Origin of the sequence: Xanthobacter pollutisoli, from assembly GCF_040044995.1 — a bacterium.
Taxonomy (GTDB): domain Bacteria; phylum Pseudomonadota; class Alphaproteobacteria; order Rhizobiales; family Xanthobacteraceae; genus Xanthobacter.
The window spans coordinates 389,008-411,142 of sequence record NZ_JBDZDP010000001.1 but is presented as its reverse complement, the minus strand read 5'-3'; the positions used below and the strand labels follow the sequence as shown (position 1 = coordinate 411,142).

Genomic DNA, 22,135 nt, shown 5'->3' with positions numbered 1-22,135 from the left:
ACGCCTATGACCAGTCTCAACAGACGTCAGATGATGGCCCTCGCCGCCGGTGCCGGCCTTGCCTCGACCTTTCCGGGCCTCACCGTGCAGGCGCAGGAGAAAGAGCTGGTGATCGGCGGGTCCATCCCGCTCACCGGCGTGTTCGCCTTCGCCGGCGTCGCCATCGAGGCCGGCATTTCGGACTATGTGAAGATCGCCAACGAGGCGGGCGGCATCGCCGGGCGCAAGCTGCGCCTCGCCTATGAGGACACCGCCTACAAGGTGGATACCTCGGTGGCGGTGTTCAACAAGCTGACCACGCAGAACGACATCCATCTCTACTATGGGGACTCGACCGGCTTCGCCAAGACCATCAACGAGGAGCTGAACCGCCGCGGCACCATCATGATGGCCGGCGCCTCCTTCGGCAGCGAGCTGAACGATCCCGCCAAGTATCCGTTCCAGTTCATGGCCGGGCCGGATTATGTGGAGATGTTCGCCATCCTGCTCGAATACATCGCCAAGACGCAGCCGGGGGCGAAGCTGGTCTTCGTCAATTCCGATACCGAGTTCGGCCGCGACCCCATCGAGGCGAGCGTGAAGCGGGCGAAGGCGACGGGCCTCGACGTGGTCGCGCAGATCGTCACCCCGCCCACGGCGGTGGACGTCTCCACCGAGGTGCTGAAGCTGCGCCGCGCCAATCCGGACTTCACCATCTTCCACGGCTATGTGCTGGCGCCGCTGCCGGAATTCATGTCGCAGGCCAAGCAGCTCGGGCTCAAGACCAAGTTCATGGGCACCTTCTGGTCCATGGACAATTCGCTCTGGGCCAATGTGGGCGCGCCGGCGGACGGCTTCATGGGCGTGATGCCCTACCGCTATTATTACGACACCGCGCCCGACGCCCCCATGCTGGAGAAGATCCGCAAGCTGCGCCCCACCTATCAGGCGACGGGCTACATGCAGGGCTTCCTCACCGCCATGCTCATGGGCGAGGCGGCCAGGCGCACGCTGGACAAGGGCCAGGAGCTGAACGCCAAGAATCTGAAGGCCGCGCTCAACTCCATCAAGGATTTCGACACCGGCGGCATCATGGGCGTGCCCGTCTCTGTGCCGGGCAATTCGGTGCCGGTGGGGCGCATCTACCAGTTCAGCGCCGCCGACAAGCAGATGAAGCCGGCGTCCGACTGGATCAGCCTGAAGAAGTGAGCCAGATGAACCCGCTCCAGCCGGTCCCTTATGCCGTCGCCCTCCGGCTTGACCGGAGGGCCCATGGCCGGTCCGGGCGCTCCGGCGCGTCGGCGCGATGGATGCTCCGGTCAAGCCGGAGCATGACGGCGGTTGGCCTGACGGCGGTTCGGGGGAGGGGAAGATGAGCCAGGCTGCGGTCCCTGCGGCTCCCATCCTCGACATCTCCGGCATCGAGGTCGTCTACAACAAGACGATCCAGGTGCTGCGCGGCCTGTCCCTGAAGGTGGAGGCCGGCAAGGTGGTGGCGCTGCTCGGCTCCAACGGGGCGGGCAAGTCCACCACGCTGAAGGCGGTCTCCAACCTGCTGGCGCTGGAGGACGGCGACGTCACCTCCGGCGCCATCACCTTCGACGGCGCCCCGAGCGGGGCGCTCGCGCCGCACGATCTGGTGCGCCGTGGCCTGTTCCACGTCATGGAGGGCCGGCGCATCTTCGAGGACCTGACGGTGGAGGAAAACCTCGTCGCCGCCACCTATGCGCTCTCCGGGCGCAAGGCGAAGCCCGCATCCTTCGAGGCGGTGTACGAGTATTTCCCGCGCCTGCACGAGCGTCGGCACGGCCGCGCCGGCTATCTCTCCGGCGGCGAGCAGCAGATGCTCGCCATCGGCCGCGCGCTGGTGGCGGAGCCGAAGCTGATCCTGCTGGACGAGCCCTCCCTCGGCCTGTCGCCCAAGCTGGTGGAGGAGATCTTCACCATCATCGCCCGCATCAATCGCGAGCGCGGCGTCTCCATGCTGCTGGTGGAGCAGAATGCGGCGGTGGCGCTCGCGGTCTCCCACTACGGCTACATCATGGAGACCGGCAAGATCGTGCTCGACGGCCCCACCGAGCGCCTGATGGCGGACCAGGACGTGCGCGAGTTCTACCTCGGCATGGCCGGCGAGGCCGGCGCCAAGAGCTATCGCGACATCAAGCATTACAAGCGCCGCAAGCGCTGGCTTTCGTGAGCGTGCGACCCATGACGAAGCCGAGCTTCCCCAACCTCACTTTGCCGCAGATGCTGCGCCTCAATGCCGAGCGCATCGGCGCGCGCACGGCCATCCGCCAGAAGGATTTCGGCATCTGGACTCCGGTCTCCTGGCAGGCCTATTTCGAGCGCGCGGCCCTCGCCGGCCACGGCCTGCGGGCGCTGGGGCTCAATGCGGGCGGGCACGTGGCGGTGCTGTCGGAGAACCGCATCGAGTGGGTGCTGGCGCAGCTCGGCGCCGGGCTCGTCGGCGCGGTCACGGTGGGCGTCTATCCCACCAGCCCGGCCAACGAGGTGGCCTATGTGCTCGGCCATGCGGAGGCGGAGATCGTCGTCTGCGAGGACCAGGAGCAGGTGGACAAGGTGCTGGAGCGGCGGGAGGAACTGCCGAAGCTCCGGCGCATCGTGGTGATGGAGAAGAAGGGCCTGCGCGGCTATGCCGACGGCGCCGTCGTCTCCTTCGACGCGCTGCTCGGGGAGGGCGCCGCCCACCGCGCCGCCTATCCCGGCCTCATCGACGACGTGCTGGCGCGCCAGACCCTCGGCGACATCGCGCTGATGATCTACACCTCCGGCTCCACCGGAAAGCCCAAGGGGGCGATGCTCTCCTATCGCAACCTCAGGGCGGAGGCGATCGCGCTCGCCGAGCGGCTGGAGCTGGACGCCTCGACCACCCACGTCTCCTATCTGCCGCTCTGCCACGTGGCCGAGCAGATGCTCACCACCATGGCGCCTATCTATCTCGGCTCGCAGGTGAATTTCGGCGAGAGCGTCCGCACCATCCAGGAGGACCTGCGCGAGGTGGCGCCCTCCATGTTCCTCGGGGTGCCGCGCATCTGGGAGAAGCTGAACGCCGCCATCACCATCAAGATGATGGAGGCGGGCGGCCTGCGCCGGGCGCTCTACGAGCGGCTGCTGAAGGCCTGCGAGCCGTTCGCCACCAAGCCGACGGCCGAACGGACGCTCAGGGAGCGGGCGACATTCGCCCTCGCCTACGTGCTGTTCTTCCGCGCGCTGCAGAATTTCATCGGGCTGCGGCGGGCGAAGGTGGCGATGACGGGGGCGGCGCCCATCTCGCCCAACATCGTACGCTTCTTCCGCACCATCGGCGTGCCGCTGGTGGAGGTCTACGGCGCCACAGAGACCACGGGCATGGCCACGGGCCAGCGCCTGTCGGACCTGAGGCCCGGCTGTGTCGGCCCGGCTGCTGAAGGCGTCGAGGTCCGTCTCGGGCCGCACAACGAGCTTCTGGTCAAGGGCGACATCGTCTTCGCCGGCTATTACCGCAGCCCGGAGGCGACGGCCGCCGCCTTGCGCGACGGCTGGCTGCACACCGGCGACGTGGTGGAGATGGTGGGCGATCAGGTGAAGATCGTCGATCGCCTCAAGGACATCATGATCACCGCCGGCGGCAAGAATCTGAGCCCGTCGGAGATCGAGAACGTCGCCAAGTCCAGCGTCTTCATCAAGGAATGCATCGTCATCGGCGAGGCGCGCAAATACGTCTCGGCCCTGATCCAGATCGACTTCGAGACGGTGGGCAAGTGGGCCGAGGAGAAGGCGGTGGCCTACACCAACTTCCGCAACCTCGTGGAAAACCCCGCGGTGCGCGCGCTGATCGAAGCGGAGATCGGCCGTGCCAACGCGCAGCTGGCGCAGGTCTCCCATATCCGCCGCTTCCATCTCCTCACCAAGGAGCTGGACCATGACGACGACGAGGTGACGGCGACCATGAAGATCCGCCGCTCCAACATCCAGAAGAAGTATGCCGCGGAGATCGAGGGGCTCTACGCCTCCGCCTGAGCTCCCCACCCGTGCGCGCGCCGTTACGCAGGACACCTTGCCATGCCCGACGCCTTCATCTTCGACCACGTGCGCACCCCGCGCGGGCGCGGCAAGCCGGACGGCGCGCTCAACGCGGCGACCCCCGTCCATCTCGCCTCGACGGTGCTCTGCGCCCTGCGCGACCGCAGCGCCCTCGACACCAGCGGCGTGAGCGACATCGTGATGGGCGTGGTGATGCCCGTGGGCGAGCAGGGCCAGTGCCTGCCGCGCATCGCGGCGCTGCGGGCGGGCTATGACGAGCAGGTGGCGGGGGTGCAGATCAACCGCTTCTGCGGCTCGGGTCTGGAGGCGGTCAACATGGCCTCCGCCAAGGTGATGGCCGGGCAGGCGGACCTTGTGGTGGGCGGCGGCTGCGAATCCATGTCCCGCATTCCCATCCTGTCCGACGGCGGGGCCTGGAGCCAGGACCCGGACGTGTCCTTCGCCACGCGCTTCGTGCCGCAGGGCATCAGCGCCGATCTCATCGCCACCAAATGGGGCTACGACCGCGCCGCGGTGGACGCGTTCGCGGTGGAGAGCCACCGCCGCGCCGCGCGGGCGTGGTCGGAAGGCCGCTTCGCCCGCTCGGTGGTGCCCGTCACCGACCATATCGGCGAGGTGCTGCTGGAGCGCGACGAGACCGTGCGCGGCAATTCCACCACCGAGGACCTCGCGCGGCTGAAGCCCGCCTTCGCCGCCATGGGCGCCGACCCGGGCTTCGACGCCATCGCGCTCCTGCGCTATCCCGAGGTGGGCGAGATCGCCCATGTGCACCACGCCGGCAATTCCTCCGGCATCGTGGACGGCGCCGCCGCGGTGCTGATCGGCACGCGGGAGGCCGGGGCGGCGGCGGGGCTCACGCCGCGGGCGCGCATCCGCGCCTTCGCCGAGATCGGCTCGGAGCCCACCATCATGCTCACCGCCCCGTCCTTCGCAGCCGAACGGGCGCTGAAGCGCGCGGGGATGGGGGCGCGCGACATCGACCTTTACGAGATCAACGAGGCCTTCGCCGCCGTGGCGCTGCGCTTCATCGACGCCCTGGAGCTGGATCCCGCCCAGGTGAACGTGAACGGCGGGGCCATCGCTATGGGCCATCCGCTCGGCGCCACCGGCGCCATGATCCTCGGCACCGTGCTCGACGAGCTGGAGCGGACCGGCAAGGGCACGGCCCTCGCCACCTTGTGCATCGGCGCCGGCATGGGCGTCGCCACCATCATCGAGCGGGTCTGAGCCATGCTGCGCACTGAGATCGACGGCGACGGCATTGCCACCCTCATCCTCGACCAGCCGGAGCGGCCGGTGAACACGATCGGCTGGGCGCTGCTCGAGGTGCTGGAGGCGGAGGTGGAGCGCCTCGTGGCGGATGGCGCCGTGTCGGGCATCGTCGTCACCTCGGCCAAGTCCTCCTTCCTGGCCGGGGCGGACCTATCCATCATGACCGGGCTCGCCGCGCCGCAGGTGACGCTCATCGAGGCGGCGCGCCGCATCGGCCGCATCGGCGGCCTGTTCCGCCGGCTGGAGACCTGCGGCAAGCCGGTGGTGGCCGCAGCGCCCGGCACGGCGCTGGGCGGCGGGCTGGAATGGATGCTCGCCTGCCATCACCGCATCGCCGCCGACAGCCCCAAGGCTCTGTTCGGCCTGCCCGAGGTGACGCTGGGCATCCTGCCCGGCGCCGGCGGCACCCAGCGCGTGCTGCGGCGCCTCGGCATCGCCAAGGCGATCCCGCTGCTGCTGGAGGGCCGGACCATGCCCGCCGCCGAGGCGCTGGAGGCCGGACTGCTCGATGCCGTCGTGCCGCCCGGCGACCTCATCCCCGCCGCCAAGGCGGCGCTGCGGAACGGCCGGGTGAACCCTGTCGCCCCGTGGGATGCGAAGGGCTTCCGCCTGCCCGGCCTGGCGCCCACCAGCAGCGCCGCCGGCGACCTCTTCGCCCTCTGGAACGCCCGCGTGCTGGCCCGAACGCGGGGCGAGGAGCCGGCGCAGCAGGCGATCCTCTCTTGCGTCTTCGAGGGATCACGCCTCGCCATGGACACGGCGCAGAAGGTGGAGCGCGACTATTGCGCCCGCCTCATCCAGAGTGCGCAGGCGCAAGAAAAGATCGCCGCTTTCTTCACCCGCGGGACCGCGAAGGCGAGCGCGGCGGCCGTGGGGACAGCCGAGGCCGGATAGCCGTGCGCCAGGCGGCTATCACATCCGGACCGGCGGTGGCAGGACCACTCGAATTGTGCAAACACGTCGGCGGCCCGGCCGCTCAAGACCCAAGGACCATTCCATGCCCATTCCCGCTTCTTTCGAGGGCCGCCTGAAGATCCCCGCCGTCGCCGCGCCCATGTTCCTCACCTCGGGGCCGGATCTCGTGGTCGAGGTCTCGCGCTCGGGCATGGTGGGCACCTTCCCGGCGCTCAACTGCCGCACCAGCGAGGGCTTCCGCGACTGGGTGCGCGAGATCAAGGCGCGCCTTGCGGCGGCGGGCGATGCGGCGCCGTTCGGCGTCAACCTCATCGTGCACAAGTCCAACCCGCGGCTGGAGGCGGACCTCGCCATCTGCGCCGAGGAGCAGGTGCCGCTCATCATCACCTCGCTCGGGGCGGTGCCGGACCTGGTGAAGGTAGTGCATGCCTACGGCGGCGTGGTGTTCCACGACGTCATCAGCCGCCGCCATGCGGAGAAGGCGGCGGAAGCGGGTGTGGACGGCATCATCGCGGTGTCGGCAGGGGCGGGCGGGCACGCGGGGAGCGTGAGCCCCTTCGCGCTGGTGAGCGAGATCCGGCAGGTGTTCGCCGGCACCATCCTGATGGCGGGTGCCATCAACACCGGCGCGCAGATCCTCGCCGCCCGCGCGGCGGGGGCGGACCTTGCCTATATGGGCACGCGCTTCATCGCCACGCGCGAGGCCATGGTGCAGGAAGAGTTCAAGGACATGATCCTGTCTTCCGCCGCCGCCGACATCCTCTACACGCCGGCCATCAGCGGCGTGAACGCCAACTTCCTCAAGCCCAGCATCCGAGCGGCCGGGCTCGACCCGGACAATCTGACGGGCCACGGCAAGCTCGACCTCAACAACGAGGTGAAGGCGTGGAAGGCCATATGGTCCGCCGGGCAGGGGGTGGGCGGCATCGCCGACCTGCCGCCCGCCGCCGAGCTGTGCCAGCGGCTCGGCGCCGAATATCACGCCGCTCTCGCCGCTCTCGCCGCCGACCCTTTCGCGCGCGGGTGAGGGGGCGGGGGCGCTCGGGGTGGAAGCGCCATTGGTGGCGCACCAGCGCGCGCCGGCCCCCCGCCCGCTGTCGTGCTCCGGCTTGACCGGAGCACCCATCTCTCCGCCCCGCGCAACGCCCGGCCGTGCCATGGGCCCTCCGGTCAAGCCGGAGGGCGACGGAGGAGAGGGGGAGGGGCGGCGATCCCGGCCACTCCCGCTTCCGGTATTCCCCCCGCCGTCGTGCTCCGGCTTGACCGGAGCACCCATCTCTCCGCCTGTGCAGAGCGCCCGGGCGTGCCATGGGCCCTCCGGTCAAGCCGGAGGGCGACGGAGGAGGGGGAGGGAGGGCGATGGTGAAAGAGACTGGCGCGGGCCCCGACGCATGCGCTGGCCTCGGCCGCTCAGCGCCCTCGCGCCCTCACTCCGGCGCGCTGAGGCGATAGCCGACGCCGGTCTCGGTGCGGATGTAACGCGGATGTTCGGGGTCGTCGCCCAGCTTCTGCCGCAGCTGGCGCACGTAGACGCGCAGATATTGCACGTCGTAAGCGTCCCCCCAAACCCGCTGGAGCAGGAAATGGTGGGTGAGGACCTTGCCGGCATGCTGCACCATCAGGCGCAGGATGTCGTATTCCTTGGGCGAGAGCTTCACCTCCTCGCCCTTCAGCCGCACGATGCGCCGCACCAGGTCCACCGAGAGGTCGCCCACCTGGAACAGCGGCTTCTCGCCCTGGCGCTGCAGGCGGTGGCGCAGGGCGAGGCGGATGCGGGCGATCAGTTCGTTGATGCCGAAGGGCTTGGTGACATAGTCGTCGGCGCCCGCGTCCAGCGCCTCGACGATGCCCGGCTCGTCGGTGCGGCTGGAGAGGATGACGACGGGCATGTCCTCCCCCGCCGCGCGCCACGCCGCCAGAAGCGCCTGCCCCGGCCGGTCGGGCAGGCCGAGGTCGAGGATGACGAGATCGGGCCGCGCCCGCGCCGCCTCCGCCTCCGCCTCGGCGGCGGTGGCGGCGGTGAGCACCTCGTAATCCTGCGTGCCGAGCCCGGCCACCAGCAGGCGGCGGATGGCCGGTTCGTCGTCCACCACCAGCACCTTCACGCGGGCGCTCACGGCAGGGCCTCCAGCCTGGGGGCGGGGGGCACGGGCATGCGGATGGTGAAGGCAGAGCCGGGTCCGTCGTAGCGGCCGGAGACGGTGATGGTGCCGCCCATGGCCTCGATGAAGCCGCGGCAGATGGCGAGCCCGAGGCCTGTGCCGGCGCGCACGCTGTCGGCCTTGCGCACCCGGAAGAACTTGTCGAACACCCTGGCGCGGTCCTCGGGCGCGATGCCGGGGCCGGCGTCCAGCACGCGCACCACCACCTCGCGCCCGTCGCTATAGCCCTCGATCAGCACCTGCGAGCCCTCCGGCGCGTATTTTGCGGCATTGTCCAGCAGGTTGAACAGGGCCTGCTCGAACAGCACCGGGTCGATGAACAACATGGGCAGGTCCGGCGCGATGCGGGTGGCGACGCGATGGTTGCGCAGGATCGGCCCGGCGCGGCGCAGCACGGTACCGACGATCTCGCTCACGTCATGATAGCCCGCATGGGGCGAGACCGCGCCGGACTCGAGGCGCGTCATGTCCAGCAGATTGGCGATGAAGCGGTTGAGACGTTCCGCCTCCTCCTCGATGGTGGCGAGCAAATCGATGCGGGCTGGCGCATCGAGGGCGCCGGAAAAGTCCTTCAGCGTGCCCGCCGCGCCGAGGATGGAGGCGAGCGGCGTCTTCAGGTCGTGGGAGATGGAGGTGAGGAGGGCGGCGCGCAGCTTCTCCGTCTCGGTCTGGAGGCGCGCCTTCTCCACGTCGGCAACGAGGTTGACCCGCTCCACCGCCAGCGCCGCCTGGTCGGCGAGGGCGTCGATGAGCCGGCGCTGCTCGGAGGTGAGAAGCGGGCCCTCGGCGTCGCGGTCGATGCCGATGACGCCCACCGCGCCGCGCCCGGTCTGCATGGGCATGAACAGGCGCTTCGCCCCCGGCAGGGTATCGGCCCCGCGGCCGGCGATGCGGTTGTGCTCGAAGGCCCATTTGGCGGCGGCGAGGTCGGCTGCGTCGATGTCGTCCTCCGGCGGATAGCCGGCCTTCACCGCCAGCGTGTCGCCCTCGGGCAGCAGCAGCACGGCGCGCACCTGGAGCATGGAGGCGATCTGGTAGGCTGTGGCCCACAGCAGATCGTCGAGTGTGCCGGCCACCGCCAGCTTGCGGGAGAAGAGGTAGAGGTCCTCCGCCGTCTTGGCCCTCGCCCGGGCCGCAAGCGCCTGCGCCCGCACCCGCGCGGTGAGGTTGGAAGCGATGCCCGCCACCACCAGGAAGAAGAACAGCGCGACCACGTTCTCCGGGTCGGCGATGGTGAAGGTGTAGAGCGGCGGGATGAAGAAGAAGTTGAACGCCAGCATGCCGGCGAGGGAGGCGAACAGCGCCGGCCCGAGGCCGAACTGCACCGCGCTCACCAGCACCGCGGTGAGGAAGACGAGGGCGATGTTCTGCAGCGCCAGCACCTGCTGGAGGCCGAAGCCCACCAGCGTCGCGACGCCCACCACGCCGAGGCTGACGAGGTAGGGCCGGGCGTCGATACGCCGGACGGGGGCCGGCTCCACCCGATCCGGCGCCGGTGCCGCCTCGGCCTCGCCGGCGATGACATGGACCGAGATGTTGCCGGACCTGCGCACCAGATCATGCACCACCGAGCCGTTGAGGATCTCGAACCACAACGGGCGATCCGACTTGCCGGTGACGATCTGGGTGACGTTGGTGGCGCGGGCATAGGCCAGCACGTCGTCGGCGATGCGGGTGCCGCCGGGAATGGTCACCGCCTCCCCGCCCATGCGCTCGGCAAGGCGCATGCACTCGGCGATGCGGGCGCGCTGGGTGGCGTCGAGGCGCAGCACCCGCGCCGTCTCCACGTTGAGCGCCACGAAGCGGGCGCGCAGGCGGTCGGCGAGGCGCTTGGCGTAGCGCAGCAGCGCCGGGGTGCGCGGATCCTCGCTGACGCAGACCAGCACCCGCTCGCCCGCCGCCCAGGGGCCGGGGATGGCGTGGGCCTGCATGTGGGTGAGCAGCTGGTCGTCGACCCGCTGGGCGGTGCGGCGGAGCGCCAGCTCGCGCAGGGCGGTGAGGTTGCCGGGGGAGAAATAATTCTCCACCGCCCGCCGCGCCGTCTGCGGCACGTAGACCTTGCCGTCGTGCAGCCGCTGGATGAGGTCCGACGGGGTGATGTCGATGACCTCGATGTCGTCCGCCCGGTCGATGATGGCGTCGGGCACGGTCTCGCGCACCCGCACGCGGGTGATCTGCGCCACCACGTCGTTGAGGCTGTCCACGTGCTGGATGTTGAGGGTGGAATAGACGTCGATGCCGGCGGCGAGCAGTTCCTCCACGTCCATGTAGCGCTTGGCGTGGCGGCTCTCGGGGGCGTTGGTGTGGGCGAGTTCGTCGACCAGCACCAGGGCGGGGCGGCGGGCGAGGATGGCGTCGAGGTCCATCTCGTCCAGCACGTGGCCCTTGTAGGCGACCTGGCGGCGGGGGATCAGCTCCAGCCCTTCCACCAGCGCCTGGGTTTCGCGTCGGCCGTGGGTCTCGACGATGCCGATGACCACGTCGGCGCCCTCGGCGGCGCGGGCGCGGCCGGCTTCCAGCATGGCGTAGGTCTTGCCGACGCCCGGCGCCGCGCCGAGGAAGATCTTGAGGCGGCCGCGCGCCTCCTGCCGCGCTGCGGCGAGCAGCGCCTCGGGCGAGGGTCGGACGGGTTCGGCACGCTCTTCGGCCATGGCTCCTTCCACGGATCACGCGCCGCCCCCGGGCCGGGGACGGCGCGCCCATGATCGGTCAGTTGTCTGTCACTGCGCCCGCGTCGTGTCGAGCGCAAGGTTGAGGGCGAGCACGTTCACCCGCGGCTCGCCGAGAAGCCCGAGGGTGCGCTCCTCCACATGGGCAAGCACCAGCTGGCGCACGGTCTCTTCCGGCAGGCCGCGGGCCTTGGCCACCCGAGACACCTGGAACAGCGCCGCCGCCGGCGAGACGTGGGGATCAAGCCCGCTGCCCGAGGTGGTCACCAGGTCCACCGGCACCGGCGCGCCGGGGTTTTCGGCCCTGAGGGTCTCAAGGTCCGCCTTCACCCGGTCGGCGAGGGCGGGATTGGTCGGGCCGAGGTTGGAGCCCATGGAATTGGCCGCGTTGTAGGGCTGCGGCACGGTCTTGGAGGCATCCGCCGGGTCGGCGCCGGTGGTGGCGGAGGGGCGGCCGTGGAAATAGCGCTCAGCGGTGAAGTTCTGACCGATGAGCGCCGATCCGACGACGGTCCCGTCCTTGCGGACGAGGCTGCCGTTGGCCTGCGTCGGGAATACCGCCTGGGCGACGCCGGTGATGGCGAGGGGATAGGCGAGGCCCGTCAGGGCGGTGAGCAGGATGAGCACGGCGAGCGCCGGGCGAAGGTCCTTGAGCATGGGATGAAACTCCTCAGACGAGGTGCAGAGCGGAGACGGCGAGGTCGATGGCCTTGATGCCGACGAAGGGCACCACGATGCCGCCGAGGCCGTAGATGGCGAGATTGCGCTTCAGCAGCGCCGCAGCGCCGATGGGCCGGAAGGCGACGCCCTTCAGCGCCAGCGGGATCAGCGCGATGATGACCAGCGCGTTGAAGATGATGGCGGAGAGGATGGCGCTCTGCGGCGAGGCGAGGCCCATCACGTTGAGCGCCGACAGCTGCGGGTAGAAGGCCACGAACATGGCCGGGATGATGGCGAAATACTTCGCCACGTCGTTGGCGATGGAGAAGGTGGTCAGCGAACCGCGCGTCATCAGCAGCGCCTTGCCGATCTCCACGATCTCGATGAGCTTGGTGGGGTCGCTGTCGAGGTCCACCATGTTGCCGGCCTCGCGGGCGGCCACCGTGCCGGTGTTCATGGCGACGCCCACGTCGGCCTGGGCCAGCGCCGGGGCGTCGTTGGTGCCGTCGCCGCACATGGCGACCAGCTTGCCCTTGGCCTGCTCGTCGCGGATCAGCTTCAGCTTCGCCTCGGGGGTGGCCTCGGCGAGGAAGTCGTCCACCCCCGCCTCGGCGGCGATGGCAGCGGCGGTCAGCGGGTTGTCGCCGGTGATCATCACCGTGCGGATGCCCATGCGGCGCAGCTCGGCGAAGCGCTCGCGGATGCCACCTTTCACGATATCCTTCAGGTGGATGACGCCGAGCAGCCGGCCGTCGCGGGCGACGGCGAGCGGCGTGCCGCCGGCCTTGCCGATCTCCTCGGCGATGGCCTGGATCTCCCGCACCGCCTCGGCATTGGGCAGGGTGCGCACGTTGGCGAGGGCGCCCGAGGAGGCGACGGCGTGGCTCGTGCCCTCCACATGGCGGAGGATGGCGTCCACCGCGCCCTTGCGCACCGAAGCGCCGTCGAGATCGACGCCGCTCATGCGGGTCTGGGCGGTGAACGGCACGAATTGCGCGTTGAGGCTCGCCATGTCGCGACCGCGGATGGCGTATTTCTCCTTGGCCAGCACCACCACCGAGCGGCCTTCCGGCGTCTCGTCGGCGAGCGAGGCGAGCTGGGCGGCATCCGCCAGTTCCTGCTCGCTGACGCCGCGCACCGGGCGGAAGGCGGAGGCCTGCCGGTTGCCGAGGGTGATGGTGCCGGTCTTGTCCAGCAGCAGGGTGTCCACGTCGCCCGCCGCCTCCACCGCGCGGCCCGACATGGCGAGCACGTTGAAGCGCACCAGGCGGTCCATGCCGGCGATGCCGATGGCGGAGAGCAGCGCGCCGATGGTGGTGGGGATGAGCGTGACGAACAGCGCCACCAGCACCACCACCGAGATGGTGCCCCCCGCATAGGCGGCGAAGCTCGGGATCGAGGCCGTGGCGAAGATGAAGATGATGGTCATCCCCGCGAGGAGGATATTGAGGGCGATCTCGTTCGGCGTCTTCTGCCGCTCGGCGCCCTCCACCAAGGCGATCATGCGGTCAAGGAAGGTGGAGCCGGCGGCGGCGGTGATGCGCACCTTCAGCCAGTCGGACACCACGGTCGTGCCGCCGGTGACGGCCGAGCGGTCGCCGCCGGATTCGCGGATCACGGGCGCGCTCTCGCCGGTGATGGCGGCCTCGTTCACCGAGGCGACGCCCTCCACCACCTCGCCGTCGGAGGGGATGACGTCGCCCGCCTCCACCAGCACCACATCCCCCACCTTGAGGGCGGTGCCGGGCACGCTGGTGTGGCTGCCGTCGGCCGCCAGCAGCTTGGCCTGCGTCTCCGTGCGGGTGCGCCGCAGGGTCATGGCCTGCGCCTTGCCGCGGCCTTCGGCCACCGCCTCGGCGAAATTGGCGAACAGCACGGTGAACCACAGCCACAGGATGATCTGGAAGGAGAAGCCGAGGCCGCTCCCGCCGGTGACGAGATCGCGCAGGAACAGGAGGGTGGTGAGCGCGGCCACCACCTCCACCACGAACATCACCGGGTTCTTCACCATCGCGCGCGGATCGAGCTTCTTGAACGACGCGCCGATGGCGGGAACGAGGATGGAGGTCTGCATCACGCTTGAGCTTTGTCTTGCCATGGGAGCAACTCCCGAATTTGCAGAAGGGGTCATTGGCCGGAGGCCTCGGCGATGAGCGCGATCACCGCCTGGACGGCGGCCGCGGCCACGAGGCACGCGACGCTGGCGATCAGGATCAGCTCCGAGGGGCTGAGCGGCAGGCGGCGGGCGGGGCGGGCGTCGCGCCCCCGCCGCCCGGGGCGGATGTCGGGTTCGGCCACGTCAGCCTCCCGCACCGAAGCTCTGGCCCGCCAGCGCCGCGAGGTGCTCGGCGATGGGCCCGAGGGTGAGGGCCGGGAAGAAGGTGAGCCCGCCGACGATGAGGATCACCCCCACCAAAAGCCCCACGAACAGCCCGCCCGTGGTGGGGAAGGTGCCCGCCGAGGCCGGCACGGTCTTCTTCGCCGCCAGCGAACCGGCGATGGCGAGGGCCGGCACGATCATCAGGAAGCGCCCGACGAACATGGAGATGCCCAGCGTCACGTTGTAGAAGGGCGTGTTGCCGGTGAGCCCGCCGAAGGCCGAGCCGTTGTTGGCGGCGGCCGAGGTGAAGGCGTAGAGGATCTCCGAGAAGCCGTGTGGCCCCGGATTGGCGATGGAGGCCACCGTCGAGGGCAGCACCACCGCCAGCGCGGACCAGCCGAGCATCATCAGCGGCAGGACGAGGATGGCGAGCATGGCCATCTTCACTTCCTTCGCCTCGATCTTCTTGCCCACGTATTCCGGCGTGCGGCCCACCATGAGGCCGGCCACGAACATGGTGATGACCACGAACAGCAGCATGCCGTAGAGGCCGGCGCCCACGCCGCCGACGATGATCTCGCCGAGCTCCATGTTGATGAGCGGGATCATGCCGCCGAGCGCCGTGAAGCTGTCGTGCATGGCGTTCACCGCGCCGCAGGAGGCGGCCGTGGTGATGACCGCGAACAGCGCCGAGGCGACGATGCCGAAGCGCAGCTCCTTGCCCTCCATGTTGCCGCCGGAGAGGCCGAGGGCGTTCAGCGCGGGCGTGCCCGAAGCCTCCGCCCACCAGGTCACCGCGACGCCGGCGATGAACAGCACGCCCATGGCGGCAAGGATCGCCCAGCCCTGCTTCTCGTCGCCCACCATGCGCCCGAACACATTGGTGAGCGCCGCGCCGAGCGCGAAGATGGAGACCATCTGCACGAAGTTGGAGAGCGCGGTGGGGTTCTCGAACGGGTGCGCGGCATTGGCGTTGAAGAAGCCGCCGCCGTTGGTTCCCAGCATCTTGATGGCCACCTGCGAGGCCACCGGCCCGAGCGCGATGGTCTGCGTGCCGCCTTCCAGCGTCGTCGCGTCCACATAGGCGCCGAGGGTCTGCGGCATGCCCTGCCACACCAGGAAGAGGGCGTAGACGATGCAGATGGGCAGCAGCACGTAGAGGGTGCAGCGCGTCACATCCACCCAGAAATTGCCCACCGTGCGCACCGAGGCGCGGGAAAAGCCGCGGATCAGTGCCAGCGCCAAGGCGATGCCGGTGGCGGCGGAGAGGAAGTTCTGGTGGGCGAGGCCCAGCATCTGCGTGAGATAGCTGAGGGTGCTCTCGCCGCCGTAGTTCTGCCAGTTGGTGTTGGTGAGGAAGCTGATCGCCGTGTTGAAGGCGAGCTCCGGCGTCATCGCGCCCATGCCCTGCGGGTTCAGCGGCAGAAAGCCCTGGAGCCGCAGGATGGCGTAGAGCAGCAGGAAGCCGCCGGCGTGGAACACCAGCATGGAGACGGCATAGGCGAGCCAGTGCTGCTCGCGTGCCGGATCAATGCCGCCGGCGCGGTAGACGAGGCCCTCCACGGGGCGCAGCACCGGGGAGAGCAGCGTGCGCTCGCCGGTGAAGACGCGCGTCATGTAGCCGCCGAGCGGCCGCGTCAGCAGCCCGACCGCGAGGCAGAATAGGGCGATCTGGATCAGGCCGGTGAAGGTGAGATCGAGGGGCATGGGATGGGCTCCTCAGAACCGCTCGGGCTTTACGAGCGCGAGGGTGAGATAGAAGAGGAGGCCAGCGGCCACGAGGCCACCGGCGACATAGTCGACGATCATGGGACGTCTCCTCGGCAAGGGTGCCGGAAGGGGTTTGGTCGGCGCGCGATCCGCCGGGCCGATGTCGTCGATGGGCCCGGTGGGTCGCCCGCCTCGAAGTCGATGAGGGGTCGAGCCGCTAGAGCCGCTCGCAGACGAAGCCATAGCCGATGGCCCCGGCGAACAGTCCGAAGCCCAATGCGAGCATCACCATGTCGAGCATCGTGCGTGCCTTCGAGTGATCGGGGTGCGTGGGGCTCATGCCCCACGCCGAAGCGCCGGTGCATCCCCCGCAGGGCACCGGTCTCCGCAAGGCTCAATCTGGAAGACGGCGCATAAGGATTCGAGACGGGCGCCCGACCGTCCGTATAGGAATCTCATAAAGATCGGCGCCGGCCGGCCTCAGGCGGCGGGGCGCGCCGTGCTCGACAGGGCGACGCCGCACAGGATGGCGCAGGCGCCGGCAAGCTGGAACAGGGCCAGCGGCTCGCCGAGGAGGGTCACCGCCAGCACCAGCGAGGCCACCGGCGAGAGATAGAGGAACGGCCCCGCCCGCGCCGCACCGAGGCGCGAGGCGCCGTAGATCCAGAACAGGTTGCCGAGCAGGGTCGGGCCGAAGGCGATATAGGCGACGGCAAGGCTCGCCGCGGGCGGACGATCGGCGGAGAGGAGCGGATCGGTGCCGCCGAGCAGCAGATAGCCCGCATAGGCCGGCGCGAGGATGCTGATGAGGCCGCTCCAGGCCATCACCACCGTGGCGCTCAGCGAGGAGATGCCGAGGGGCCGCGCGCCGAGCGCCAGGGTGTACCAGGCGAACACGATGGCGCCCGCCAGGGTGAATATGTTGCCCACGTGGAATTCGAGGGTGCCGATGCCGGCGAGCGACCCCTTGAGCAGGATGGTGGCGACCCCGGCGAGGGCGAGCAGGATGCCGCCCCATTGCCGCGCCCCGCCGGAGGGCGCCCCCGCCGCCATGGCCATCAGCACAACCCAGATGGGCGTCGTCGCGTTGAGCAGCCCCACCTCCAGCGCGAGGCTGTAATAGGCGCCGGCGAAGAGACAGGCGGAGAACAGCCCGACGCCCGCCGTGCCCAGAACGAAGATGCGCCAGAGCTGCGGACGGATGACCGGCCATTCGCGCATGAGGCCGGGCAGGGCGAAGGGGGTGAGCACGGCGAGGGCCAGCGCCCAGCGCCAGAACATCAGCGCCGGGAGGGGCACGTCGCCGTGGATGGCGCGGGCGGCGACGTGGTTGCTGCCCCACAGGAGCGCCGTGGCGGCGAGCGCCGCCGCCGCGAGCAGCGCCTCGCGCCGGCCGAGGCGCGCGGGCGCCGGAACGGGGGCTGGGCCGCCCTCGCTCAGTGGTCGCTGCCGGGAACGGCGCGCTTGGAGACGTGCCAGGGCAGGAGCAGCGTCTCCACCGCCTCCACCACGTAGAACAGCACGGTGCCGAGCAGCCCCAGCAGGAACAGGCAGACGAACACCCGCGGCGTGTCGAACTGGCCCTGGGCGGTCAGGATGGCGAAGCCGAGGCCTTCGGAACCGGCGACGAACTCGCCGACGATGGCGCCCACCAGCGCGAAGGAGATGGCCACCTTCAGGCCGGCGAAGATGCTGGGCAGCGCGTTGGGCAGGCGGATCTTGCGCAGGATGTCGAAGGTGGAGGCGCGGCTGGCGCGGGCGAGGTTCACCATGTCCGGATCGACGGTGCGCAGGCCGAGCACGGCGTCGATCACCACGGAGAACAGCGCCAGCATCAGGGCGATGGCGATCTTCGGCTCGATGCCGGTGCCCATCCAGATCACGAACAGCGGCGCCAGCGCCACCTTGGGCACGGAATTGAGCGCCACCAGCAAAGTGTAGACCGTGCGCTCCAGGAACTTGGAATGCACGATGCCCACTGCGAGCACGAGGCCCAGCACCACCGCCAGGGCGAAGCCCGCGAGGGTGGTGTAGAGGGTGAAGGCCGCCATGCGCAGGAAGAAGCCGGGCGAGCTGATGAACTCGGCCCAGATGTCGGTGGGGGCGGGCAGGATGATGGCCGGCGGGCGGAACACCGCCACGCCCAGCTGCCACAGCACCAGCGCGCCGGCGAGCAGGGCCGCCACCATGGCGGTTTCATACAGGGCGGAATAGAGGCGGTTCATCGGCCATGCCCTCCGGCCGCGGCGCGGGCGATGGCCTCGGCCTCCGCGGGGGCGTCGTCCTTCAGCACGCCGAGGCTGGCGAACAGGTGGCGGATGTGCGCCACGTAGCGGCCGAATTCCGGCGTCTCGCGCAGCGCCAGGGCGCGCGGGCGGGGCAGGTCGATGTCGATGATCTCGACGATGCGGCCGGGGTTGCGGTCCATCATCACCACGCGATCGGAGAGGAAGACCGCCTCCTGGATGCCGTGGGTGACGAACACCACGGTCTTCCGGGTTTCCTGCCAGATGCGGGCGAGCTCGAGGTTGAGGTCGTCCCGCGTCATGGCGTCCAGCGCGCCGAAGGGCTCGTCCATGAGCAGAAGCTTGGGGTCGGTGAGCAGCGCCCGGCAGATGGCGACGCGCTGGCGCATGCCGCCGGACAATTCCCACGGATGGCGCCCCTCGTAGCCGGCGAGGCCGAAGCGGGCGAGGAGCGCCCGCGCCCGGTCGATGACAGCGCTGCGGCGGATGTGGGCGAACTCGGCGGTGAGCAGCACGTTGTCGAGGATGGTGCGCCAGTCCAGCAGCACGTCGCGCTGGAACACCATGCCCATTTCGAGCGGCGGACCAGACAGCTTCTCGCCGTGGATGGAGATGCTGCCGCCCGTGACCTTCTCCAGCCCGGCGACGCATTTGAGCAACGTGGACTTCCCGCAGCCCGACGGGCCAAGGATGGAGACGAACTCGGCCTCGTTGACATCGAGCACGATGTCCTCAAGGGCATGGACCGGGCCGCGTGGCGAGGCATAGGCCTTGCTCACGCGGTCGATGGAGACATACGCCATGGTGCTGCGACCCGTCAGGACATGATCCGAGCGTATCAGTTCACGAGCTCGTTGGTGAAATACGCCTCCGGCTTCGTGCCGGGCTTGACGGCGCCAGCGGCTTCCAGCGCGGCGAGGGCCTTGGTCCAGTCCTCCTCCGCCTGCCAGCCGAAGGGCTTGCCCTTGGTGGCGGGGGTGTCGAAGAAGTCGATGGTGAGGCGGATCTGCTCCTCCAGCACGGCCTTGTTCAGCTTGGCATCCGGGCGCTGGGCGATGATGGCGTCGGCCGCCTCGCTCACGTGGCCGTTGCGGATGTAGTCCCACGCCTTCTGCTGCACGGCGACGAGCTTCTTCAGCGCGTCCTTGCGGGTGTCGATGGTCTTCTCGGTGGCGATGAGGCCGTAGCTCGGGAAGACCACGCCCGCGTCCGATGCGAGGATGGCCTTGGAGGGCCGCGCCGCCTCGGCGACGGGGAGGGCGGAGGGCGAGGTGGACATGAGCCCGTCGGCGCGCTTCGCCGTGTAGGTGCCCCACAGGGCGGCGGGGTCCACGAACATCACGTTGACCTTGGTGCGGTCGAGCCCGCCCTGCTTCAGCCAGTAGTCGATGAAGGGCGCCCACGGGCTGGCGGCGAACACCACGACGCTCTTGCCGGCGAAGTCCGACACCTTGGTGATGGGGCTGTCCTTGTCCACCAGCACGGCGAGGTCGGTGCGCTTGTCAAAGCCGGCGAACGACTTCACCTGCGAGCCATTCTCCCGCGCCTGGGGCAGCAGGCCGAGCTGGATCTGGCCCACGTCCACCTGGCCGGAATTGACCAGCTGGAGCGTGTTGCCGGAGCCGCGGCCGTCCTGCACGTCCACGTCCAGACCGGCGTCCTTGAACCAGCCCTTCTCCTTGGCGAGCTGCATGCCGGCATGCACGCCCCAGGGGGAGAAATCGAGCCGCACGGTGAGCTTCTCCGGCGCCGCGGTCTGGGCCGCGGCGGGCGCCGCGACGGCGGCGGCACCGATCAGAGTGGTGGCGAGGAGGGCGGCGAAGGCACGTGCGCCCGGCGCGCGACGGCCAAAAGCGAACCAGGTCATGCTGTGATCCCCTACGTTTTGAATGAGACTATATGGTCCAATTCCACCTGCAAGACCAATTATTCGGCGGATGCCGCAAACTCTTTGTGCGTCCCCATCTCTTGACGCGCCATGAGCGCCTAACTAACCATCTAGTCCAATAATTGGAGTGCGCGCGCCATGGGCATTGAACTGGATCTGGAGCGTGGCCCGACCGGGTCCGGTGGGTCCTCCAGGGGCTCGGGCGCGCGGATCGGCGTCGACATCGGCGGCACCTTCACCGATCTCGTCCTCGCCGACGGTCGCGGCGGCGTCTTCCACCGCAAGGTCTCCTCCACGCCCGCCGCCCCGGAGGCCGCGGTTCTGGAGGGCATCGCCGCCATCGTCGCCGACGCCGGCATCGATCCCGGCGCGGTGACCGAGGTGGTGCACGGCACCACCGTGGGCTCCAACACCCTGCTGCAGAAGGTGGGCGCGCGGACCGGCCTCATCACCACGCAGGGCTTCCGCGACGTGCTGGAGATCGGGCGGTTGCGCACCCCCTCCATGTTCGACCTGCAGTGGGAAAAGCCGATCCCGCTGGTGGCCCGCCGCCACCGCCTGGAGGTGCCCGAGCGCATCGCCGCCGACGGGCGCGTGCTGGTGCCCCTCGACGAGGCGGCGCTTCTTGCGGCCGCCGGCGCGCTGGTGGGCGCGGGCATCGTCTCGGTCGCCGTGTGCTTCCTCAACTCCTACCGAAATCCGGTGCACGAGCAGCGGGCCGAAGAGCTGCTGGCGCAGCACTTTCCGCAGCTTCAGGTGACGAGCTCGGTGTCCGTTCTGCCCGAGGCGAAGGAATATGAGCGCACCTCCACCACGGTGGTGAACGCTTATGTGCGCCCGGCGCTGGAGCAGTATCTCACGCGCCTCGAATCGGGCCTCGCCGCCGCCGGGGTGAACGCGCCGCTGCTGGTGTGCAATTCCAACGGCGCGCTCGCCTCCTCGCTCACGGCGCGGGAGAAGCCGGTGTTCTTCATCTCCTCCGGCCGCGCCGCCGGCGTGGTGGGCGGTGCGCGGCTGGGCGCGGCGGTGGAGATCTCCGACCTCGTGGTGTTCGACATGGGCGGCACCACCGCCTCCGCCTCGCTGGTCCATGCGGGCGAACTGATGCGGGTGAGCGAGTACGAGTTCCGCGCCGGCATCTCCACCCCCAGCCGCTTCATCAAGGCGGGCGGCTACATGATGAGCGTGCCGACGGTGGACGTGGCGGAGGTCGGCTCCGGCGCCGGCTCCATCGCCTTCGTGGACGACGGCGGGCTCATGCGCGTCGGCCCCATCTCCGCCGGCGCCGATCCGGGGCCCGCCTGCTACGGCATCGGCGGCGCGCGGCCCACCGTCACCGACGCCAATCTCGTGCTCGGCTATCTGCCCGCGACCCTCGCGGGGGGCGCGCGTGCCCTCTCGGTGGAGGCGGCCCGCACGGCCATCGCCCGCGACCTAGCCACCCCGTTCGGCCTCGACGTGCGCGAGGCCGCCCACGGCGTGCGCGAGGTGGTGAACGCCAACATGGCCCGCGCCATCCGGGCGGTGACGGTGGAGCGCGGCGTCGACCCACGCGACTTCACCCTCGTCGCCATCGGCGGCTCGGGGCCGGTGCATGCGGCGGACATCGCCCGCCAGCTCGCCATGCCGCGGGTGCTGGTGCCGGCCTCGCCCGGCGTCTTCACCGCCATGGGCATGCTGGCCGGCGACGTGGAGCGTTATTTCATCCGCCCGCTGCCCGGCCGGCTCGACGCCCTCGACGCGGAAACGGTGGAGGCGCTGCTCGACGAGATGCGGGTGGAGGCGCGCGCCGCCTTGCTGGCCGAAGGCCTTGCGGAGGACGCCATCACGCTGGCGCCGGAGATGGACCTGCGCTTCCGCGGCCAGGAGATGGCGCTGGCCGTGGCCTATCCCGGCCCTGACCGCGCGGCGCTCAAGGCCGCCTATCTCGCCGCCTATCAGGCGACCTACAGCTACGTCTCCAACGACACCATCGAGACCGTGAGCCTGCGCCTCGTCGGTCGCGGCCTGCGGCCCGGCAAGCTCGATTTCCGCACCAACGCCCGGCGCGACGGCCCCGTGCCGGAGCCGGTGGGCGTGCGGCAGGTCTATTTCGGTCCGGAGCGCGGCACGCTGGACACGCCGGTCTACGACCGCCGCGCCTGCCCTGCGCGCCTCGCCGGCCCCGCCATCGTCGAGGGGGCGGATTCCACGGTGGTGATCCCGCCCGGCGCCGACGCCGAGATGGATGCCCACCTCAATTTGCTCCTGACCCTCGCGTGAGGCCCGCC

At 70.0% G+C, this 22,135-nt stretch carries 19 protein-coding genes; 7 read left to right on the top strand and 12 right to left on the bottom strand.

Translation table 11 applies throughout. The features are described from left to right. Positions 1-6 precede the first annotated feature (6 nt). From ABLE93_RS01945 to ABLE93_RS01920, 6 genes are all read left to right on the top strand, one after another. Positions 7-1,188 (top strand): ABC transporter substrate-binding protein, encoded by a 1,182-nt coding sequence (locus ABLE93_RS01945; RefSeq protein ID WP_348837567.1) that lies wholly within the window; start codon positions 7-9, stop codon positions 1,186-1,188. A gap of 163 nt (positions 1,189-1,351) precedes the next feature. After that, complete coding sequence (locus ABLE93_RS01940; protein ID WP_348837566.1) at positions 1,352-2,176, top strand: ABC transporter ATP-binding protein; 825 nt, start codon at positions 1,352-1,354, stop codon at positions 2,174-2,176. A gap of 11 nt (positions 2,177-2,187) precedes the next feature. Continuing rightward, positions 2,188-3,999, top strand: coding sequence for an AMP-dependent synthetase/ligase (locus ABLE93_RS01935; protein ID WP_348837565.1), 1,812 nt, complete (start codon positions 2,188-2,190; stop codon positions 3,997-3,999). A 42-nt stretch (positions 4,000-4,041) separates the two neighbouring features. Next, the gene (locus ABLE93_RS01930; protein WP_348837564.1) at positions 4,042-5,250 is read left to right on the top strand and encodes an acetyl-CoA C-acetyltransferase; all 1,209 of its coding nucleotides are present in this window, start codon (positions 4,042-4,044) and stop codon (positions 5,248-5,250) included. 3 nt (positions 5,251-5,253) lie between these two features. Further along, positions 5,254-6,189, top strand: a complete 936-nt coding sequence (locus ABLE93_RS01925) for an enoyl-CoA hydratase-related protein (protein WP_348837563.1) — start codon at positions 5,254-5,256, stop codon at positions 6,187-6,189. 103 nt (positions 6,190-6,292) lie between these two features. Further along, positions 6,293-7,237, top strand: coding sequence for an NAD(P)H-dependent flavin oxidoreductase (locus ABLE93_RS01920; RefSeq protein ID WP_348837562.1), 945 nt, complete (start codon positions 6,293-6,295; stop codon positions 7,235-7,237). Between the two features lie 400 nt (positions 7,238-7,637). Here the strand turns inward: ABLE93_RS01920 and ABLE93_RS01915 are convergent, their stop codons facing one another. The 12 genes from ABLE93_RS01915 to ABLE93_RS01860 form a co-directional block, all read right to left on the bottom strand. After that, a complete protein-coding gene (locus tag ABLE93_RS01915; protein ID WP_348837561.1) occupies positions 7,638-8,327 on the bottom strand; it encodes a response regulator in 690 nt (229 codons plus the stop codon). Further along, entirely contained in the window at positions 8,324-11,023 is a 2,700-nt protein-coding gene (locus ABLE93_RS01910) for a DUF4118 domain-containing protein (RefSeq protein WP_348837560.1), read from the bottom strand. Before ABLE93_RS01910 ends, ABLE93_RS01915 begins: the two co-directional genes overlap by 4 nt. Before the next feature lie 69 nt (positions 11,024-11,092). Then, complete coding sequence (locus ABLE93_RS01905; protein WP_348837559.1) at positions 11,093-11,698, bottom strand: K(+)-transporting ATPase subunit C; 606 nt, start codon at positions 11,696-11,698, stop codon at positions 11,093-11,095. A 13-nt stretch (positions 11,699-11,711) separates the two neighbouring features. Next, on the bottom strand, positions 11,712-13,799 hold the full coding sequence (gene kdpB, locus ABLE93_RS01900) for a potassium-transporting ATPase subunit KdpB (RefSeq protein WP_348837558.1): 2,088 nt from the start codon (positions 13,797-13,799) through the stop codon (positions 11,712-11,714). A 29-nt stretch (positions 13,800-13,828) separates the two neighbouring features. Beyond that, the gene (locus tag ABLE93_RS01895) at positions 13,829-13,999 is read right to left on the bottom strand and encodes a hypothetical protein (protein ID WP_348837556.1); all 171 of its coding nucleotides are present in this window, start codon (positions 13,997-13,999) and stop codon (positions 13,829-13,831) included. 1 nt (position 14,000) lies between these two features. Continuing rightward, positions 14,001-15,728 carry a potassium-transporting ATPase subunit KdpA gene (gene kdpA / locus ABLE93_RS01890; RefSeq protein WP_348837554.1) on the bottom strand — a complete coding sequence of 576 codons (1,728 nt, stop codon included), beginning with the start codon at positions 15,726-15,728 and terminating at the stop codon, positions 14,001-14,003. Positions 15,729-15,740: 12 nt separating this feature from the next. Next, positions 15,741-15,830, bottom strand: a complete 90-nt coding sequence (locus tag ABLE93_RS01885) for a potassium-transporting ATPase subunit F (protein ID WP_348837553.1) — start codon at positions 15,828-15,830, stop codon at positions 15,741-15,743. Between the two features lie 118 nt (positions 15,831-15,948). Next, a complete protein-coding gene (locus ABLE93_RS01880; RefSeq protein WP_348837552.1) occupies positions 15,949-16,071 on the bottom strand; it encodes a hypothetical protein in 123 nt (40 codons plus the stop codon). A gap of 140 nt (positions 16,072-16,211) precedes the next feature. Continuing rightward, positions 16,212-17,111 (bottom strand): DMT family transporter, encoded by a 900-nt coding sequence (locus tag ABLE93_RS01875; RefSeq protein ID WP_348838460.1) that lies wholly within the window; start codon positions 17,109-17,111, stop codon positions 16,212-16,214. A gap of 56 nt (positions 17,112-17,167) precedes the next feature. Then, complete coding sequence (locus ABLE93_RS01870; protein ID WP_348837551.1) at positions 17,168-17,956, bottom strand: ABC transporter permease; 789 nt, start codon at positions 17,954-17,956, stop codon at positions 17,168-17,170. Then, the gene (locus ABLE93_RS01865) at positions 17,953-18,780 is read right to left on the bottom strand and encodes an ABC transporter ATP-binding protein (protein WP_348837549.1); all 828 of its coding nucleotides are present in this window, start codon (positions 18,778-18,780) and stop codon (positions 17,953-17,955) included. The genes ABLE93_RS01870 and ABLE93_RS01865 overlap by 4 nt, the downstream gene beginning before the upstream one ends. Positions 18,781-18,815: 35 nt before the next feature. After that, the gene (locus ABLE93_RS01860; RefSeq protein WP_348837548.1) at positions 18,816-19,844 is read right to left on the bottom strand and encodes an ABC transporter substrate-binding protein; all 1,029 of its coding nucleotides are present in this window, start codon (positions 19,842-19,844) and stop codon (positions 18,816-18,818) included. Positions 19,845-20,003: 159 nt separating this feature from the next. Between ABLE93_RS01860 and ABLE93_RS01855 the strand changes: the two genes are divergently transcribed. After that, entirely contained in the window at positions 20,004-22,127 is a 2,124-nt protein-coding gene (locus ABLE93_RS01855) for a hydantoinase/oxoprolinase family protein (protein WP_348837546.1), read from the top strand. Positions 22,128-22,135 lie beyond the last annotated feature (8 nt).

What these genes read in the sequence shown, in the direction of transcription:
- ABLE93_RS01945 (WP_348837567.1), top strand. Translation starts at nt 7, where the DNA reads ATGACCAGTCTCAACAGACGTCAGATGATGGCCCTCGCCGCCGGTGCC.
- ABLE93_RS01940 (WP_348837566.1), top strand. Translation starts at nt 1,352, where the DNA reads ATGAGCCAGGCTGCGGTCCCTGCGGCTCCCATCCTCGACATCTCCGGC.
- ABLE93_RS01935 (WP_348837565.1), top strand. Translation starts at nt 2,188, where the DNA reads ATGACGAAGCCGAGCTTCCCCAACCTCACTTTGCCGCAGATGCTGCGC.
- ABLE93_RS01930 (WP_348837564.1), top strand. Translation starts at nt 4,042, where the DNA reads ATGCCCGACGCCTTCATCTTCGACCACGTGCGCACCCCGCGCGGGCGC.
- ABLE93_RS01925 (WP_348837563.1), top strand. Translation starts at nt 5,254, where the DNA reads ATGCTGCGCACTGAGATCGACGGCGACGGCATTGCCACCCTCATCCTC.
- ABLE93_RS01920 (WP_348837562.1), top strand. Translation starts at nt 6,293, where the DNA reads ATGCCCATTCCCGCTTCTTTCGAGGGCCGCCTGAAGATCCCCGCCGTC.
- ABLE93_RS01910 (WP_348837560.1), bottom strand. Translation starts at nt 11,023, where the DNA reads ATGGCCGAAGAGCGTGCCGAACCCGTCCGACCCTCGCCCGAGGCGCTG.
- ABLE93_RS01905 (WP_348837559.1), bottom strand. Translation starts at nt 11,698, where the DNA reads ATGCTCAAGGACCTTCGCCCGGCGCTCGCCGTGCTCATCCTGCTCACC.
- kdpB (WP_348837558.1), bottom strand. Translation starts at nt 13,799, where the DNA reads ATGGCAAGACAAAGCTCAAGCGTGATGCAGACCTCCATCCTCGTTCCC.
- kdpA (WP_348837554.1), bottom strand. Translation starts at nt 15,728, where the DNA reads ATGCCCCTCGATCTCACCTTCACCGGCCTGATCCAGATCGCCCTATTC.
- ABLE93_RS01885 (WP_348837553.1), bottom strand. Translation starts at nt 15,830, where the DNA reads ATGATCGTCGACTATGTCGCCGGTGGCCTCGTGGCCGCTGGCCTCCTC.
- ABLE93_RS01880 (WP_348837552.1), bottom strand. Translation starts at nt 16,071, where the DNA reads ATGAGCCCCACGCACCCCGATCACTCGAAGGCACGCACGATGCTCGAC.
- ABLE93_RS01870 (WP_348837551.1), bottom strand. Translation starts at nt 17,956, where the DNA reads ATGAACCGCCTCTATTCCGCCCTGTATGAAACCGCCATGGTGGCGGCC.
- ABLE93_RS01865 (WP_348837549.1), bottom strand. Translation starts at nt 18,780, where the DNA reads ATGGCGTATGTCTCCATCGACCGCGTGAGCAAGGCCTATGCCTCGCCA.
- ABLE93_RS01860 (WP_348837548.1), bottom strand. Translation starts at nt 19,844, where the DNA reads ATGACCTGGTTCGCTTTTGGCCGTCGCGCGCCGGGCGCACGTGCCTTC.
- ABLE93_RS01855 (WP_348837546.1), top strand. Translation starts at nt 20,004, where the DNA reads ATGGGCATTGAACTGGATCTGGAGCGTGGCCCGACCGGGTCCGGTGGG.